14 protein-coding genes and 1 pseudogene are annotated in these 17,163 nt (G+C 39.5%); 7 read left to right on the forward strand and 8 right to left on the reverse strand.

Translation table 11 applies throughout. The annotated features are described in order from the left end of the window. Window positions 1-14 precede the first annotated feature (14 nt). The 3 genes and pseudogenes from ACP69Y_RS10115 (at window position 15) to guaA (ending at window position 2,814) form a co-directional block, all read left to right on the forward strand. Window positions 15-433 (forward strand): annotated as a pseudogene (locus tag ACP69Y_RS10115) (DoxX family protein). Between the two features lie 146 nt (window positions 434-579). Continuing rightward, window positions 580-978: a NirD/YgiW/YdeI family stress tolerance protein gene (locus ACP69Y_RS10120; protein ID WP_425918275.1), complete on the forward strand. Its 399-nt coding sequence runs from the start codon at window positions 580-582 to the stop codon at window positions 976-978. Window positions 979-1,245: 267 nt separating this feature from the next. After that, the gene (gene guaA / locus ACP69Y_RS10125) at window positions 1,246-2,814 is read left to right on the forward strand and encodes a glutamine-hydrolyzing GMP synthase (protein ID WP_131217742.1); all 1,569 of its coding nucleotides are present in this window, start codon (window positions 1,246-1,248) and stop codon (window positions 2,812-2,814) included. A 118-nt stretch (window positions 2,815-2,932) separates the two neighbouring features. On the opposite strand, the gene ACP69Y_RS10130 is transcribed toward guaA, so the two are convergent. Then, window positions 2,933-5,320 carry an AAA family ATPase gene (locus ACP69Y_RS10130; protein WP_425918276.1) on the reverse strand — a complete coding sequence of 796 codons (2,388 nt, stop codon included), beginning with the start codon at window positions 5,318-5,320 and terminating at the stop codon, window positions 2,933-2,935. Between the two features lie 80 nt (window positions 5,321-5,400). Next, on the reverse strand, window positions 5,401-6,669 hold the full coding sequence (locus ACP69Y_RS10135; protein WP_425918277.1) for a GGDEF domain-containing protein: 1,269 nt from the start codon (window positions 6,667-6,669) through the stop codon (window positions 5,401-5,403). A gap of 330 nt (window positions 6,670-6,999) precedes the next feature. Here ACP69Y_RS10135 and ACP69Y_RS10140 point away from each other — a divergent pair, with 330 nt between their 5' ends. From ACP69Y_RS10140 to ACP69Y_RS10150, 3 genes are all read left to right on the forward strand, one after another. Further along, on the forward strand, window positions 7,000-7,947 hold the full coding sequence (locus ACP69Y_RS10140; RefSeq protein WP_425918278.1) for a pirin family protein: 948 nt from the start codon (window positions 7,000-7,002) through the stop codon (window positions 7,945-7,947). 45 nt (window positions 7,948-7,992) lie between these two features. Beyond that, a complete protein-coding gene (locus ACP69Y_RS10145; protein WP_425918279.1) occupies window positions 7,993-8,391 on the forward strand; it encodes an OsmC family protein in 399 nt (132 codons plus the stop codon). A 98-nt stretch (window positions 8,392-8,489) separates the two neighbouring features. Then, window positions 8,490-9,137 carry a glutathione S-transferase gene (locus ACP69Y_RS10150; RefSeq protein ID WP_425918280.1) on the forward strand — a complete coding sequence of 216 codons (648 nt, stop codon included), beginning with the start codon at window positions 8,490-8,492 and terminating at the stop codon, window positions 9,135-9,137. A 21-nt stretch (window positions 9,138-9,158) separates the two neighbouring features. Here ACP69Y_RS10150 and phoR read toward each other — a convergent pair whose 3' ends face one another. The 3 genes from phoR to ACP69Y_RS10165 form a co-directional block, all read right to left on the reverse strand. After that, a complete protein-coding gene (phoR, locus tag ACP69Y_RS10155) occupies window positions 9,159-10,517 on the reverse strand; it encodes a phosphate regulon sensor histidine kinase PhoR (protein ID WP_425918281.1) in 1,359 nt (452 codons plus the stop codon). A 25-nt stretch (window positions 10,518-10,542) separates the two neighbouring features. Beyond that, window positions 10,543-11,253 (reverse strand): phosphate regulon transcriptional regulator PhoB, encoded by a 711-nt coding sequence (gene phoB / locus ACP69Y_RS10160; protein WP_131217735.1) that lies wholly within the window; start codon window positions 11,251-11,253, stop codon window positions 10,543-10,545. Between the two features lie 223 nt (window positions 11,254-11,476). Beyond that, window positions 11,477-12,181, reverse strand: coding sequence for a TetR/AcrR family transcriptional regulator (locus tag ACP69Y_RS10165; protein ID WP_425918282.1), 705 nt, complete (start codon window positions 12,179-12,181; stop codon window positions 11,477-11,479). Window positions 12,182-12,414: 233 nt separating this feature from the next. On the opposite strand from ACP69Y_RS10165, the gene ACP69Y_RS10170 reads away from it, so the two are divergent. Further along, on the forward strand, window positions 12,415-13,263 hold the full coding sequence (locus ACP69Y_RS10170) for an SDR family NAD(P)-dependent oxidoreductase (RefSeq protein ID WP_425918283.1): 849 nt from the start codon (window positions 12,415-12,417) through the stop codon (window positions 13,261-13,263). A 742-nt stretch (window positions 13,264-14,005) separates the two neighbouring features. On the opposite strand, the gene ACP69Y_RS10175 is transcribed toward ACP69Y_RS10170, so the two are convergent. The 3 genes from ACP69Y_RS10175 to ACP69Y_RS10185 all read right to left on the reverse strand — a co-directional run bounded on the left by ACP69Y_RS10175 (window position 14,006) and on the right by ACP69Y_RS10185 (window position 16,971). Then, a complete protein-coding gene (locus ACP69Y_RS10175) occupies window positions 14,006-14,155 on the reverse strand; it encodes a hypothetical protein (protein WP_425918284.1) in 150 nt (49 codons plus the stop codon). A 173-nt stretch (window positions 14,156-14,328) separates the two neighbouring features. Continuing rightward, window positions 14,329-15,696, reverse strand: coding sequence for an MATE family efflux transporter (locus tag ACP69Y_RS10180; protein ID WP_425918285.1), 1,368 nt, complete (start codon window positions 15,694-15,696; stop codon window positions 14,329-14,331). Window positions 15,697-15,816: 120 nt separating this feature from the next. After that, window positions 15,817-16,971, reverse strand: a complete 1,155-nt coding sequence (locus ACP69Y_RS10185; protein ID WP_425918286.1) for a methionine aminotransferase — start codon at window positions 16,969-16,971, stop codon at window positions 15,817-15,819. Window positions 16,972-17,163 lie beyond the last annotated feature (192 nt).

Here is a 17,163-nt window from a genome sequence, read left to right on the forward strand (position 1 = left end):
GAATAGGTGGTCTCATGTTCAATCCGAATGTTGCGGTAAAAAATCTGGTTCAAGGCTCACAAAGTGATGCTTTGATTAGCCTGATAGCACGTGTCCTTATGGCTTGTATTTTTATTATGGCAGGCTGGGGAAAATCATGGCTTATAATGCCACGGTGGGTTATATGGAATCGGTGGGTGTACCCGGGATGATGTTACCTTTAACGATTTTGGTTGAGTTTGGTGGAGGCTTGGCTTTGTTGTTGGGTTTTCAGGCCCGTTTTGCAGCATTGGGTCTAGCCGGATTTAGTTTAATCACTGCTTTGCTGTTCCATGGTGGGGCTGAAGATGCGATTAACTTTATGAAAAACATGGCCATGACCGGCGGACTATTGTTTCTGATGCTGCATGGCGCAGGAAAATTTAGTATAGATTACATGATTGAGAAAGCATGATCGAATCTAAAAATGAGATGACTTTAGCCCGGTTATTTTATTTTTGTAATTACATAAAACCTATGCACAGTACATAAAAGCTGCGTACAAATTACTCGAATTTTGCTTCAATAAAGATTGATGAAGCTACCCTAGTGGAGTCAATCATGAAGAAAATGTTATTGGTACTTTTTGTCTCTGGTTTAATGTTTTCTACAACATCGTGGGCAGGTAAAAGTGATCAGGTGATCATGACTGAAGCTGCTCAAAACATGGTGACTGTTGCAGAAGCAAAACAACTCCCTGATGAAACTGCGGTCACGCTCTCTGGCGTAATTGTTAGAAAAACCCATAAGGATCATTTTGAACTGAAAGATAGCTCGGGCAAAATTGGTATAGAAGTGGATTCTGACTTATGGAGTCCGATGGGCTTGAAAGCAGGTGATAAGGTTAAGGTGATTGGTGAAGTGGATGCCAATACTGGTCAAGCGACGGATATCGATGTGGTTCAAATTGGAAAAATGGAAAATCAATCTGGTAAATGGACTTGGTATAACCAGCAGTGATGAGGAAGATGAGTTTTTCAAACCGATAGACTTGAATTTAGTTGATAAAGTTAAAGTAAGGGATAAATTTGACACTCATCGTAATGAACCAACAGATATAGATGCAGTTAAAATAGAAAAATGAAAAAGCACTCGAAAGGGTGCTTTTTTATGATCGAAATATAATGCAATCAATTGAATGCAAGCCTTGTGCGAATAGTGTGCTTAATGCGATGAAAAATGATAGAATGCAGCGCTTATTTCGTTTGCCTTACATAGTTGTTTGTCATGACTACCAATACTCAAATCACTGAAGACCGCATCCTGATCTTGGACTTCGGTTCTCAATACAGTCAGCTTATTGCACGTCGTGTACGTGAAGCTGGTGTATATTCTGAAATGTATGCCTATGACATGTCTGAAGAAGACATTCGCGCATTTAATCCAAACGGTATCATCTTGTCTGGTGGTCCTGAAAGTGTTCATGAAGAAGGTAGTCCACGCGCACCTGAAGTTGTATTTAACTTGGGTATACCTGTATTGGGTATTTGCTATGGCTTACAAACCATGTCTGAACAACTTGGCGGTAAAGTAGAGCCAGGTACAGTGCATGAATTTGGTTATGCTGCGGTTGACGTTTTAGTCCGTGACCAACTTCTAGGCGATTTAAACGATGGTGAAAACAAACTGAATGTTTGGATGAGCCATGGCGATAAAGTAAGTGCAATTCCAGAAGGGTTTTCTGTGACTGCCAGCACACCAAGCTGTCCATTTGCTGCGGTAAGCGATGAAAAACGTCGTTTCTACGGTGTACAGTTTCATCCAGAAGTAACGCATACGGCCAAAGGCGCAGAGTTATTATCTAACTTTGTCCATAGCATTTGCGGATGTCGTAATCTTTGGAATTCTGAAAATATTATTGACCTACGTGTTGAACAATTGCGTGCTCAAATCGGCGATCAAAAAGTATTGCTCGGTCTTTCAGGTGGCGTAGATTCATCTGTTGTGGCTGCACTGTTACACCGCGCGATTGGCGATCAGTTGACTTGCGTATTTGTAGACAACGGTTTGCTTCGTTTGAACGAAGGCGAGCAAGTGATGGATATGTTTGCGAAAAACATGGGTATCCGTGTGATTCGTGCTGATGCTGAAGAGCGTTTCTTAACTGCGCTTGCAGGTGAAGTTGATCCTGAGAAAAAACGTAAAATCATTGGCCGTGAATTCATTGAAGTCTTCGCTGAAGAGGCACGCGGTTTAGATGGCGTAAACTTCTTGGCTCAAGGTACGATTTACCCAGACGTAATTGAATCTGCTGCGACTAAAAACGGTAAAGCACACGTGATTAAATCACACCACAACGTGGGTGGTTTACCGGAAGATTTAGCTTTTGAATTGGTTGAGCCAATTCGTGACTTGTTTAAAGATGAAGTACGTCGTTTAGGCACCACTTTAGGTTTGCCACACGAGATGCTTTACCGTCATCCATTCCCGGGTCCAGGTTTGGGCGTGCGTATTTTGGGTGAAGTGAAAAAGGAATATGCTGACATCCTTCGTTTAGCTGATGATATTTTCATGCAAGAACTTCGTGCCAGCGGTTGGTATGACAAAACTGCACAAGCATTCGCTGTATTCCAACCGGTTAAATCTGTTGGTGTAGTAGGTGATGGTCGTCGTTATGCATGGGTAATTGCGCTTCGTGCGGTTGAAACGGTTGACTTCATGACAGCACGTTTCGCTCATCTTCCATATGAACTGGTTGATAAGATTTCGACTCGTATCATGAACGAAATTAAAGATGTTTCACGTGTTGTATATGACGTTTCATCTAAGCCACCTGCAACGATTGAATGGGAGTAATTTAGGGGTTTCAAGAAGCGAAGCTTCTTGCCTAAATTACGCCAAGCGCTCTGCGCGCGGCAGTGAAGAAAACTATTTGAAAAAGAGCGCTTAGGCGCTCTTTTTTTATTGAGTTTATTTATGAAGCGGTGATACCGATACTTTCCAACAGAGAATTATACTGATCAGTATCTTTTTGAACTTTTTCTATAATTGCTTGGGCAGCACGTTGCATCTCAGGTTCATCCATTATGCTCATACCTCTTTCTAATACTCCTGAACAATGTGAATATTCATTATTTATTCTTCCTATAAATAATCTATAAATATCATCATTCCAAAACTCTTTCAGGCGGTCATCATCATATTTCATATAAGTAGGAAATTTATAAAAGGAATATATTTCTATAAATTTTCTAGCATTATTACTGAAATTGTAAAAACTACTAAAATTGTGATCACTAATTAGATTTGTAGTAGCACAAGTATGAATTTGATTGAACAGGTAATTAAATTCTGTTGCATATTCACTCATATATTTTGGCATTTTTGATATGTGGGAATTATTTTCTGTCCTTGAGATTAGATACTTGCAAGCTTCTAAAGTAATATTTTGATCGCTTCGCTTAACTTTGGTATTTAATCTTTTTAAATATTTGAGAAAGTCTAAATTGTGAGTAGATATAAATAACTGTAAAAAATTTCCTTGTAAGCATATTTTTTCATTGATTAAGGTATAAATGAAGAAAATATGATTACTATCTAAACTACAAATAGGATCATCAATCCAAATAATTGGTTTCTTATCTTGATCGAGAGAATCTTGAATTTTTGCTAAGAAATAGCAAAAAGAAATCAGGCTTTGTTCTCCTTCGCTCAAGTTGTAGGCTTTACAGCCATTACGTTGAATTTCGAAATGAATATTTTGTGCATGTAGATTTTCAATAGGTTCTAAGCTTAAAGCTTGATGTCCGAAGTCATGATTAAGGATAGTATTAATTCGCTTGCAGGCTTCTTCTTCTGTCTTGAGCTTATTTTCTTCAATTTGAATTTCTGCAAGTATTTTATTCCTTTTTACATTAAGTATTGTTAGGTCTTGAGTTGGTGTTGTAGCTGATAGTCTTAAAGTTTCAATGTCAGAATTTAGAATATTGAAATTAATATATTGTAGGAAATGATAAACTTCGTTTAAGCGCAATGCTTTTTTTGCTTCAGTTTGCTTTTCACTCAGGTCAGTTGTGAATTGAATACAGCTAGTTCGAATCTTAGAAATTTTAGTAATAGTAGATTGGATTTCAGTTGAGTGGTCTAGAGGGTATTCAACTTTTAACTCAGTAAAAAGCTTCCCTTTCTTTTGTTCTAAAAGGACTTTCAGTTGGCGAATTGAAGTCTTTTGTTTGGCTAGATTTAATTCTAATTCATCTTTTAGTTTAGAAAGTTCATCATGATGTTGTTCATAGTAAAGATTCAGGTCGAAATTGATGTTCAAGCTAATATTTTCTAATTGATCTTCTAGAAAATGTATACCTTTTGAAATTCGATTTTGGAGGTTCTGAGTTTCCTGATCGAAGTGATTTCTTAATTTTTCTTTTCTTTGATCAGAGATCTGATTGTCACAAAAAGCACATTTAGTTCGGTCATGATGAAGTTCATGACCTGTTTGAACCCATGTATTAAGGTCATTGTTTTTGACTAATTCTTCAATTTTTTCAGAACCACTTACGATTGTTTTCAATGTCGAATCAGTGGAGTGAATAAGGTCTAAAAAATTTAAATTATAGGTTGGTGGTAGTGGTGGATCAGGTAAGTCACGCTGCTTTATTAATGATTCAAACTCAATTTTTTCTTTATCTATTAAGGGGACATACTTGAGATTTTGGACAGATGCGATGTCACTTTTTAATTTACTAATATTATAGTTAATGTCACCAAATTGGAGATGCTGATTTTTTATGGAATTTGGTTTTTTCGTTGCTTTATCGGTAAGACAGTCCTCAAGAGCTTTAACTTTGGAATTAAGATTTTTTTCAGCATACTCTACTACTGCTTTTGTATTCTTAATTGCTAAATAGATACCAGTTTCAGCATCTTCTGTATTTGAACCGAGTTCAGTTTCTAGTTCCTTAATTCGATCCAATATTTGTTGGTTTTCGCCACCTAAAGTAACTGAAAAAGATTGGATGTTTTGAGTATCATCATGTATGAATTTTAAATTTTCCCTTACAAAGTCAGAGTTATATACATGAATTGGGTGATTAAAATCAGATAGGGTATTGTGAGTGATTGGGGATGAAGCTTTTAACTCAATACTAAAATTCGGTGATTCATACTTAGGTGGTAACTTATGTGTTTCTAAACAACGAATAATTTTTGAAAGGCTCGTTTTTCCTGAGTAATTCCGACCATAAAAGATGTTGATATCTTTAAAGTCATAAAATTGATTATTTCCCAGCGAAAGGCTTTGCGACCAATCAAAATTTTTAAAAATTGAAAAGTTCTTTATTTCACTTATTCTTTTGATTTTCATTAATTTCCCGCAGACAAAGTCTAAAAAAATCAACTATACAGATTTGTTTTATTTTTATTCAATTTTTTATTGGTTTTTAATCATTCACACGTATAAATCGCTACCTGATTGCGTCCATTTTTTTTGGCTTGATAAAGGGCAATATCTGCATTTTTAATCAGTAAATTCAAATCATTTTGATTTGGCTGTAAATGGGATACTCCAATAGATACGCTAAAATTGAAAAAGAACTTATCTTTAATACAGATTTGATGACTTTCAATGGTGCGGCACAATCGATTCGCAATCGCCACCGCATCCTCCAGTGTGGTATTTGGCAGTAATGCAATAAATTCCTCCCCACCAAAACGTGCTAACACATCGGTGTGTCGCATTTCCTTACGAGCAATTTCAGCAAGTATTCGAAGGACTTCATCCCCTATATCATGTCCATAGGTATCATTAATGTTTTTGAAAAAGTCGATATCCAGCATCAATAAACAGGCTAAATTATATTTTGGCCATTTCTGAATGGCTTGTTCAGCAACCTGCAAAAACTGTCGACGATTATTGAGTTGTGTTAACTCATCTGTATGCGCCAGTTCAGTTAGGGCATAGTAGTTCCAATCATTTAATACAACCCGTAAAAAATTGCGTTTTGAATTTAAAGTATTATTCCAGCTGATATACATGCTGAGTAATAAAATAGGGGCATATATGAGCGAAAATAAAACAATTTCTTCTAAGCTGATCAACTGAAATACGCCATGAAAAATGACGGCGCTAATCAGCAAGGAAGTAAAGATTGAATTTCGAAACGAGACTTGTACACATAAATTGCCCAATAAAATAAAAATTACAGCAGCATATATATATGTGGTTACAAATGCACTATGTGACAAAACCAGAAGACTTAACCACAGTGCAGCTGCTGCCGCGACGTATATGGGAAGCAAGCTATCTAGAATTTTAATATTTTTGCAGTAACGGAAGGCGAGCCAGTTGATTAATAGGGCACACACCACAAGAATGAGCCGCGAAATACCTGAGAGCATGCCAATTTCCGGTATGAGCAACCAGTCTACAAAGAAATAACTTAAAAATGTAATCTGGCCAATAAAATTGACACATTTTAAAAATTGTCGTTGGTGTTTATTTTGATAGTCCAAGTAATACTGTTGAAATTGATCTGGAATGCGTGTGGTTGGATCTTGTAATTCTTTTTCTATCACTTTTCGATTTTCAATCGTACACAGCTGCTTTGGTAGAATATAAGCAGTTTCATGATTTGAATTTTGAGCCTCATTTACCCCAATCTGATGAGGATTTTTATCATTGTTATAAGAATTTTGTTGATCTCCGCTCAACATGGAGATACCCCTTTCTGTGTGGGATTCATAGAGCAAGAATAATAGGGAGAGGAATAGACTTTGTATATAACTTAAACAATCAATAGAGCAGACAATTGTGACAAAATTTTGTTTATGTATAAAATTCATATGAATAGGAGATAAATAGTGACCTATATAAAAAGTGAAGGGATTGTTTTATGAAGGAAAATTTCAAAACTCATATTGTCCTCTACATAGTATTCAGCGTATTAATTTAGCTATAGGCTGAATCCGTAAGAGCCTATATGATCATAACAATAGATTCAGGACATTAAAAAACGGTTAGGCCGTACGATTCAGGATAGAAAAATGACCAATAGCAACTATACAGAGCTTTCGGATTCAGACGATTGTGAAAAATATGTGAATCAATTTATTCAGGAATTTCCTTTACGTAGCGCGGAAATTGGTCAGGGAACCGTGATTAAACGCGCTTTGCCAAGTCGCCATAAACGCTTAATTGGGGCATGGTGTTTCTTAGATCATGCCGGTCCCGTGACGTTTCCGCAAGGTGATGGCCTAGATGTTGGACCTCATCCGCATATAGGTTTACAAACCTTCACCTGGATGATTGAAGGCACCATGATGCATACTGACAGTTTGGGTACAAAACAATTGATTCGCCCGAAGCAGGTCAATTTAATGACGGCAGGTTACGGTATTTCACATACTGAAGTTGCCCCGGAAACTGAAATCCATATGCATGCTGCACAGCTCTGGATTGCATTGCCAGATGATAAAATAAATATGGCACCCTGTTTTGAGCATTATCCAGAGCTTCCAGTCATAGAAAAAGATCAGGTCGAATTTACTGTATTGGTGGGTGAGTTTTTAAAAACCAGATCACCGGTAGCCGTGCATACAGAATTACTCGGAGTGGATTTAACCGCAAAAGAATCGACCACTACCCGAATTAAACTTAATCCAAAATTTGAATACGGCTTCATGGCTTTGGATGGGGCTGCTGTAGTGAACGGTCATGAACTGACTGAAGACAATATGGTGGTTCTGGAGCCGGGTGTTACTGAAATTGAAATCCAGCTGCATAAGGGTAGTCGTATTTTGTTGTTGGGTGGTGAACCTTTTGAGTCGCCAATACTTCTGTGGTGGAACTTTGTCGGCCGTACTCAGGAAGAACTTTGCAAGGCACGTGATCACTGGATTGAACAACACGAACGCTTTGGTAATATTCCTGATTATCCAGGACCACGCTTGGAAGCACCTGCATTTCCAGATAAAATGCGTGCCTCCAAATAAAGATAAAATTTAAAATAAAGATAAAATTTAGGAATCATTATCCTTATGGCCATTATTGCAAATGCAGAAGTACATCGCTTGGCTGAACCTTGGTCAGGTGAGATCACAACGGGTATGCACTCATTGATGACCGATAAACCTGAATCTTTTGGTGGGCAAGATAAAGGGCCAGCACCGTATGATTTTATTTGTTCAGGCCTGGTTTCTTGTACCATGATCACGCTGCGAATGTATGCCAGTCATAAAGGCATAGAGCTGGGTGAATTTTCTGTTGAAGCCGATTTTAATGTCAATAAAGAAGGCAAAGAGTGGATTGAACGCCGTTTGTCTTTTGCCCAGCCCTTATCGGATGAGCTAAAGCAAAAATTTTTAGACATTAGCAGTAAAACACCCGTGACCAAAACATTGTTACGTAGCCTAGAGATTCATACGGTACTTGTCTAAGTTGATGAACAGATCGAAATGACATTTTGTGTAAAGCAAGATGTCATTTTTTTAAGGCTATGCGTATAGTCAAAGCAGAAAAAATAGAGAGCAAAATAATGATTACATTGCACCACTTAGATCAATCACGTTCTTTTCGAATTTTATGGGCTTTAGAAGAACTGGCCCTGAATTATCAGGTCAAGTTTTATAAGCGCTTACCCACTTTTGCTGCGCCGCCTGAATTAAAACTGGTTCATCCTTTAGCCAAAGCACCCGTATTAACCGATGCTGATCAAACTATTGCCGAATCTGCGGTGATTTTGCAATATCTGCAAGAAACCTATGATCAGCAGCAGCAATTTAAACTGCAAAATAAAAAAAATCAGCAGCAATATCGCTATTGGATGCATTATGCGGAAGGTTCACTCATGCCTTTATTGGTGATGCAGCTGGTGATGAGCAATGTACCAAAACATGTACCGTGGCTGGTGAAACCGATTGCAAAAAAAATCACTGGAGGAGTGAAAGCCGGATTTATTCAGCCGCGTTTAAAAGATCATATTAACTATTTGGAAGATTATTTGGCTAAGCATGAATATGTGGCAGGCGAATTTTCTTTTGCCGATATTCAGATGGGTTTTCCACTTGAAGCCCTGCAGTCAAGAACATCAGGGTCATATCCTTATATCGCGGCTTATGTAAAACGTTTGGCGGAACGTCCGGCTTATCAGCGAGCAAAGTTTAAAGAACAGAATCTAGCTTAAATTGAACCAGATGTTGTACATTTAGTTCATGTGATAGATGCGTTCTTTAGGGAATATTACTTTAAAGGTGGAGCCTTGATTTTCTTTCGATTCAATTTCTAAATATGCGCCATGTTGCATGAGCACATGTTTGACAATAGCCAGTCCTAAACCGGTTCCGCCGGTTTGACGGCTACGAGCACTATCGACACGATAGAAACGTTCGGTCAAACGGGGCAGATGTTTGGGGTCAATCCCGATCCCGGTATCTTCAACCGTAAAGATGCCGTGTTCACCATCATCATGCCAGCCTATGGTAACAGTTCCGCCTTTAGGCGTGTATTTAATGGCATTGGTAATCAGGTTGCTGAAGGCACTGGCAAGTTCGGTATCTGAACCAATCAGATCGCAATGACTGTCGATATCCAGATTCAGCGTGTGATGATAGTCAACGTTGTAGGCTTGAGCATCATCAAACAGTTGGTTCATCAGACTTGGCATTTCAATAATCTGGTTTTTGGCAATTTGCTTGCTACTTTCTAAACGTGAGAGCAACAGCAAGTCATTGACCAAGGCATTCATGCGCTTGGTTTGTGCCTGCATCTGGTCAAAGGCACGTTTCCAGCGCGGATTTAAATCTTCTTGGTCGGTAAAGGTTTCAATATAGCCACTGAGTACGGTCAGGGGAGTACGTAATTCATGTGAAATATTGTCGACAAAGTCTTTACGCATTTGTTCCAGGTTATGCATGCGGGTAACATCATAAGCCACCAATAGACGACTTTCGCCCCCAAAACGGGTCATTTTGACTTGGACATAATGATCTTCAAAAGCGGAAGATTTCATTTTCAAGCCATCGGGTGCCTCGTCAATATGGTTGAAATATTCAATAAAATTTGGCTGACGCAGCAAGGTTAGAATATTACGACCACGATCTAAAGGTTGTATACCGAGCAACTTTTCCGCTGCCGGATTCCACCATTCAATCTGGTGTAATTCATCAATTAAAACCACAGCTTCGGCTAATGCAACCAGTGAAGATTGAGCGCGATCAATTAAGCCGACCATTTCTGCCTGGACAATACGTTCGTGACGCTGTGCGCGATAAACATTAAACAGCAATGCACCCCAAATCCCCCCTAAATTGGGTGGGACATCGTAAGGGCGGTTAGAAATCCATTCATTCACCAAATACAGTGAACGGAGCTGCAAAGCAAAAAACATCGCGAAAGCGATAAAAATAAAAATCCAGAAATACCCAATCCCGATACCCATTAAACCTGCTATCAGCAGTAAAAAAGCGAGTAAACGTAAGTCTTGCTTGGCAAAAGTCCATAAACTGCTGTAGCGGAATCGTTTATGGTCTCGTGCAAGTTCTGGGACAGGGTAGGGTTCATACATAAAACGTGATTTACCTAAAAAACGACTAACCTAAAGCGACATCTGTGCGGGTAGAAAAACGATAACCTGTGCCACGAACGGTTTGTATATAGCGGTCTACCCCAAAAGGTTCCAGCACTTTACGTAAACGGCGAATATGCACATCAATAGTACGGTCTTCAATATATACGTTACCACCCCAAACCTGGTCAAGCAATTGAGCACGGGTATAGGCACGTTCTGGATGGGTCATGAAGAAGGCCAATAGACGGTATTCCGTAGGTCCCATCTCTAGAATACTATCTCCATAACTGACACGCTGGCTGACCGGATCAAGGATCAGGCCATTGGCATCAATGGTTTTTTCGCCACTTAATGCATTGGCACGACGTAACACTGCTTTAATGCGTGAAACCAGTTCCCGAGTCGAGAAAGGTTTGGTCATATAGTCGTCTGCACCCGCATCCAGACCTTGTACTTTATGGTCTTCTTCACCGCGCGCAGTCAACATAATCACTGGAATTTCATTTAAGCTTTCATCGCGTTTTAAGCGACGGCAGAGGTCAACGCCGCTGATACCACCCGGTAACATCCAATCTAATAAAATAAGCGCAGGGCGTTGATCCACGATCATTTGGTGGGCTTGTTTGGCATCTTCTGCCTGTAAGCATTGAAAGCCTGCCATATCTAAAGATGTATGAATCATCTCTCGAATGGGAAGTTCGTCATCGACAATTAATATATAGTCATCTTTCACAACGCAATATCCTATTTGATGTTAACGGTGAACCGTTTTGTATTTATGACAGGCTTATTACAAAGACTAATTATGACAGTATCATTGCAAAAAAGAGATATCTGCCAATTTTCGCAAAGAAATGTGACAATTTTATGCGAAAAAATGAACAATTTAAAATAAATCAGTCATCTAAATTTAACAAATTCAATGGATTGTATCAATTTTAACCTGGATTTTAAGATCAACTTTGTTTTTTCACTATTTTTTCTTTTTCTGAAAAAGTATCGAGCAAAGATAGAAAAACAAGACTGCAAGACGATAAAACATCTTCCATCGATTGTTTAAAGCCACTGACTACCCAGCGAATCGCAATTTGTGTGACATATCCATTAAGCCCGGTTGCGACTAAAGAAATTTCACGTTCAGACCGATTAATGTGCGGCATCATCAACATGACAAAAGCATGAATCATGCGGTCAAAACGCAACATGGTTTCATGAATGGTGGCTTGATTATGCAGCTCTTGAACCAGCATGGCATCAATATAAATAATCCGTGCCATACGCGGATTATCTTTTAAGGTGGTGAGTAAAGCGGTTAAGCCAGATTCAATCATTTTTCGTGGATCGGTCGATGCCTGCATGATGGCTTGCATGACATTTTGCTGCAATTGATCAATCAATTTTAAGAAGATGGTTTGAAAAAGTTCATCACTTTTCTTAAAAGATTCATAGAAATAGCGTTCAGTTAGTTTGGCTTCATTGCAAATATCTTTTACTGTCACCGCAAAAAAACCATGCGTGCCATAAGCCTCAATACCCGCTTCAATCAGCTTTTCACGACGTACCTGTTTACGCTCAGTTAAAGACAGGCCTTTAAATTGGCGTTCTTTGGTTGTTGAGGGTTTGTTTTGTTTTTCTTCAAGATTTTCGTGTTGTTCAGTCATAAATGTCGTGTGCCGAATTAAATCCAGGTTTTGTCCCTATGTTAACAATAATTTAATCGTAGACCTATGCTAGAAATGGACAGATGGTGTCTGATCTTGCTATTGATTATATATTATATTGACAATGATGATTGTCAAAATTATATTGGAGGGATGAACTGCACATCATCCCAACAGAAAAAGAATCGAAATGTTTAGGTAGATGGCGCAGAAAAATTGGATAAGGATGTGTAATGAAAATTTTTAAAAATAAAGTCGCTGCGATTACCGGTGCAGGGTCAGGTATTGGTCAGCAATTGGCTGTACTTTTGGCGAAGCAAGGTTGTCATTTGTCCTTAAGTGATGTGAATGAGCAAGGGTTGGCGCAAACTGCTGAATTGGTAAAACAAAGTCATGTGCGTGTAACCACCAAAAAGCTGGACGTGGCTGACCGTGATGCCATGAAAGAATGGGCTGAAGATACCGTGCAGGATCATGGTTCAGTCAACATGATTTTTAACAATGCCGGGGTTGCACTGGGTTCGACCGTTGAAGGGGCAAGTTATGAAGAACTGGAATGGATTGTAAATATTAACTTTTGGGGCGTAGTCTACGGTACCAAAGAGTTTTTGCCTTTAATCAAGAAATCGGGTGAAGGGCATGTCATCAATATTTCCAGTCTGTTTGGTCTAACGGCTCAACCGACCCAGTCTGCGTATAACGCCACCAAGTTTGCGGTACGTGGTTTTACTGAATCCTTGCGTCAGGAACTGGATATGGAAAACTGTGGCGTGAGTGCGCTATGTGTTCACCCCGGCGGTATTCGTACTAATATTGCCAATGCGGCAAAAATGAATGACAGTATTCGAAGCTTAGGCATGCATCCTGAAAGATCGGCAAAATCTTTTAATAAATTATTGCGCTGCCCTCCTGAAGAAGCAGCCCGTCAAATTATTGAGGCTGTGCAAAAAGACAAGCGCCGTTTATTGATTGGTAATGATGCTAAAGCTGTTGATTTGATGCAGCGTATTTTGCCGACCGGTTATCAGCGTGTTATTGCATTGGCCACAAAATTAGGCAATAGGAACAAGAAGTCGGCTTAAAACATAGATATTAAAACCCGCAAATAGCGGGTTTCTTTATGCCTAAATGCCCCCAAAAACTGGCTAAAACAGGATTGAAATCAAAAAGAACTTATATCTAGAAATAAGAAATAAAAATGGAGAAACTAACTGAATCTAAATAAGTAAGCGTTTAAATATCAGTACTTAAATTACGTTAAAATCAAATTTTTTAATAATAGAAAAAATAAGTTAGATCAAAAAAATCTTATAGATTGAACATGTGTGTTGCGAAACAGCAAGGACGAAAATATGAAAAATAGCCCACTGCCTAGATGCAATTTACATAATTTAAAAGCAATACCGCAACGCTTAAGCATGGTCAACATGATTTCAGTTCAGTTCAGTTCCTGATTTGTATGCCCATTTGTGGTTATAGATGCTATCGCTAACAGAAATAGATTTAAAAAATCCCTGTTGGATGATCTGGATTATTGATCATGTGAATTATCCGAAGTTTGTTTCAGGAAATGAAGAAAAAGACTAAAGAGCAAACCAGCCGCATAGTGTAGAAGAAAGCATCCACTTCCTCGCAATCTCCAAATTTTTGTGTCACTTCAATAAAATCATCCGCACGTTCGCAACGGACTTTTGCGTCCAGATGCGCAGTAAACCCAAAGCTGCGTGCCGTATCCGCCGAAAGGGTAGTCACCACATTTCGTGTCACATGACCTTTACTGATATGGTCTAAAGAGGCATATTTAGGTACCAAACGCTAGGATTCTTAATAGGGGGTTGAGGGCGTGGCAATAAAACCAATGTGTTTGGTGACTGCTGAAATGGCCACGAATAATATTACCGGTTTGAACCCCACCACTTTGTCGCTATAACCCATCCTTTGCTTGTTTTTAGAAGCATCATGGCTGCTATTCACCGATAAACCATCGGCAAGAAAACAGGCATCAAATCAATTTTTTACTGCAGTTTTCGCCAATTCAATAACATAATTAATGCTTAAATTATTGTGGGGACGAGACTGCGGATGACTCCACCCGTCAGCGTGCTGTAAGGTGGTTGGAAAAGGCAATAACTGGCCTAAATTGATTTTTAAATTAGGGCTTGAACCGTTTTTTTCTTCCACACAAACTGATAATACAGGCCTTGTAGAATACACAAGCAGACAAAAGCCAAGGCATAAGCATACCAAATGCCCTGTAAGCCCCACCATTGACTGAACAAATAGGCACACGGTACTTCAATACCAATAATGGCAGCAATATTAATAATCATGGGAACAGTCACGGTACCGCTGGCACGCATGATTGAAGCAAAAATGGCACTTGCCCCAAAGAAGATAATTGACCACAACACAATAAATAAAAGTTGCTGCCCAAGGACAACAACCGTCGGGTCAGTGATAAACAACGCCATCAAATATTTTGAAAATAGATAAGCTAAAGCCACCAATCCACCGGTAATCAGGATATTCATGCCGAGTGCAGTACGCGTCACTTTGTTCAGGAGTTCCGATTTGCCTGCACCAATGGCTTGAGCGGCAAAAATGGAAGCAGCAATAGAAATAGACAGTGCAGGGAACTGAATGTAATTCAACACTTGATTGACTGCACCATAGGCGGCGGTTGCATGTGAACCATAACGATTGACCAAGCCTACAATCACCAAACCGGCAACCGATGTCGTGACCATTTGAACACCTGTAGGAATGCCTAAACGCAGAATAATTTTACTGAGCTCAGGTTGGTGACGAATATGGCCGAGCAGATGACGGTCAGGTTTAAGTGGATGATCTTTTTTATTTAAGTACACGGCCAAAAAGACCAGTACCGCCAGATAACCGACAATGGTGGCAATGGCAGGTGCAACAATGCCCATTTTCGGAAAGCCGAAATAGCCGGCAATCAGTACCGGGGTAATGAATACGCCAATCAGAATGGTCATGCCAGAAGCAATTAGCGGTGTGGTGCTGTCACCGACACCGCGTAAAATTGATGTATAAATAATATAGATAAACAGCAAGGGACTACCGGCAAGCATCCACTGTACATAAGGCAATGACAGATGCATAACATCCGGATCTGTCCCTAAGGCAAGCAAAATATGTTCAGCAAAAAGCACCCCCAACAGGGCAATAATACTGCCTCCAATTAAAGTCATAAATAGGGTCGAACCAACCACACAGCGGACTTTTTCAACATTTTGCGCGCCCCAGGCTTGCCCAACCAATACCGTTGCACCCGCTGAAAGTCCAATCACAAAAGCCAACAGACAGAACAAAATCGGAAAAAATACAGCCACGGCGGCAATCGCATTCACCCCCATCATTTGCCCAACAAAAACGGTATTAATCGTGCCCGAAAGGTTTTGCAAAATATTGGTCGCAATCAACGGCAACAGGAAAATTAAAAAGGTTTTCCATAATTTTTGTTGATTGAGCAAGGGTTGATGATGAGGCATGGAACGTCCTGTAAAGGTATTTTTATCATTTTGAGACTTAAGTTCACCCTACCTGAGTTCGCTTGAAAAAGCCTTAGTGGTTAAGTAACTAAGGCTCGAAATGATGAACAAATCATGAACTTAAACAGCAGATAAAATGGCGGATGCCTGTTCTAGGGTTTCATCTTTTTTGGCAAAACAAAAACGGATTAAACGTAAATTTTCGGGGGCTTGCTGATAAAAAACCGAAACTGGAATTGCAACGATGCCATGATGTTCTGCGAGAAATTTACACATCTCGACATCGTTTAAGTCGGGGCGAATGGCACTGTAATTTAAGTTTTGGAAATAGGTTCCTTGCGACGGGGTAAAATGAAAACGTGAGTTGCGGATGCCTGAATTAAAAAGATCGCGTTTTTCCTGATAGAAGTCGGCAAGCTGATCAATATGTTCAGGATGTTGCTGCATAAAAGTCGCCAGTGCCATCTGTATGGGCGTGACACCGCAGAAACTGACAAACTGATACACCTGTCTAAATAGTTTCATTAGTTCAGGTGAGGCAATGCAGTAACCTGTTTTCCAACCAGTGACATGGAAGGTTTTACCAAAAGAACCGACCACAATACTGCGGTCACGTAATTCAGGAAAAGACAGTGCGGAATAATGCTTTTGACCATCATAGACCAGATGTTCATAGACTTCATCAGACAGCACTACAATGTTCTTGTCACGAATCAGTTCAATTAAATTTAACCAGTCTTGATGTGACCAAATCGCTCCGGTTGGATTGTGAGGAGTATTCACAATGATCATGCGGGTCTGGTCATTGATGGCATCTTTGACTTGATTCCAGTCCACGGAAAACTGTGGTGCAGTCAGAGGGATATGGACTGCTTTAGCGCCGACCAGTTTCACGCTGGGTCCATAACTGTCATAGCAGGGATCGAAAATGATGACTTCATCACCCGTATGAATGAGCGCCTGAATCGTGCAAAAAATTCCAATGGTTGCGCCGGGGGTAATGGTGATTTCAGTGACGGGATCTATCACCAATTGATCGCGTTTTAAAAATTGATGTGCCAATTGTTCGCGTAGTGAAATCAGTCCATCACTTGGTGCATATTGATTAAAACCATCTAAGGTAGCTTGGCTTAAAGCTTTCAATAATGCGGGCGGGGCTGCAAAATCGGGAAAACCTTGAGAGAGATTTAAGGCATTCAGACGATGTGCCATTGCGGTCATTACACTGAAAATAGTCAGCCCTTGTGCAGGTAGTTTGGAATGGATTTCAATCATGACCCGAACTCTTGAGTATTATTATGCTTTTCAGTGTAGCAGTAAGACAGGAACCGAAAAATAAAAGTCTAATTTAATCTCTGTATTTTTTGACAGATTTAAATAGGCTGGATTGAATTTATGGTTTTTTATCGCATTAACAAAAAATTCACTAGACTAAAAAAACAACATTTCCTAGAATGCAGCCACTAA

The sequence above is a fragment of the Acinetobacter sp. TSRC1-2 genome, assembly GCF_049895885.1.
Taxonomy (GTDB): Bacteria; Pseudomonadota; Gammaproteobacteria; order Pseudomonadales; family Moraxellaceae; genus Acinetobacter.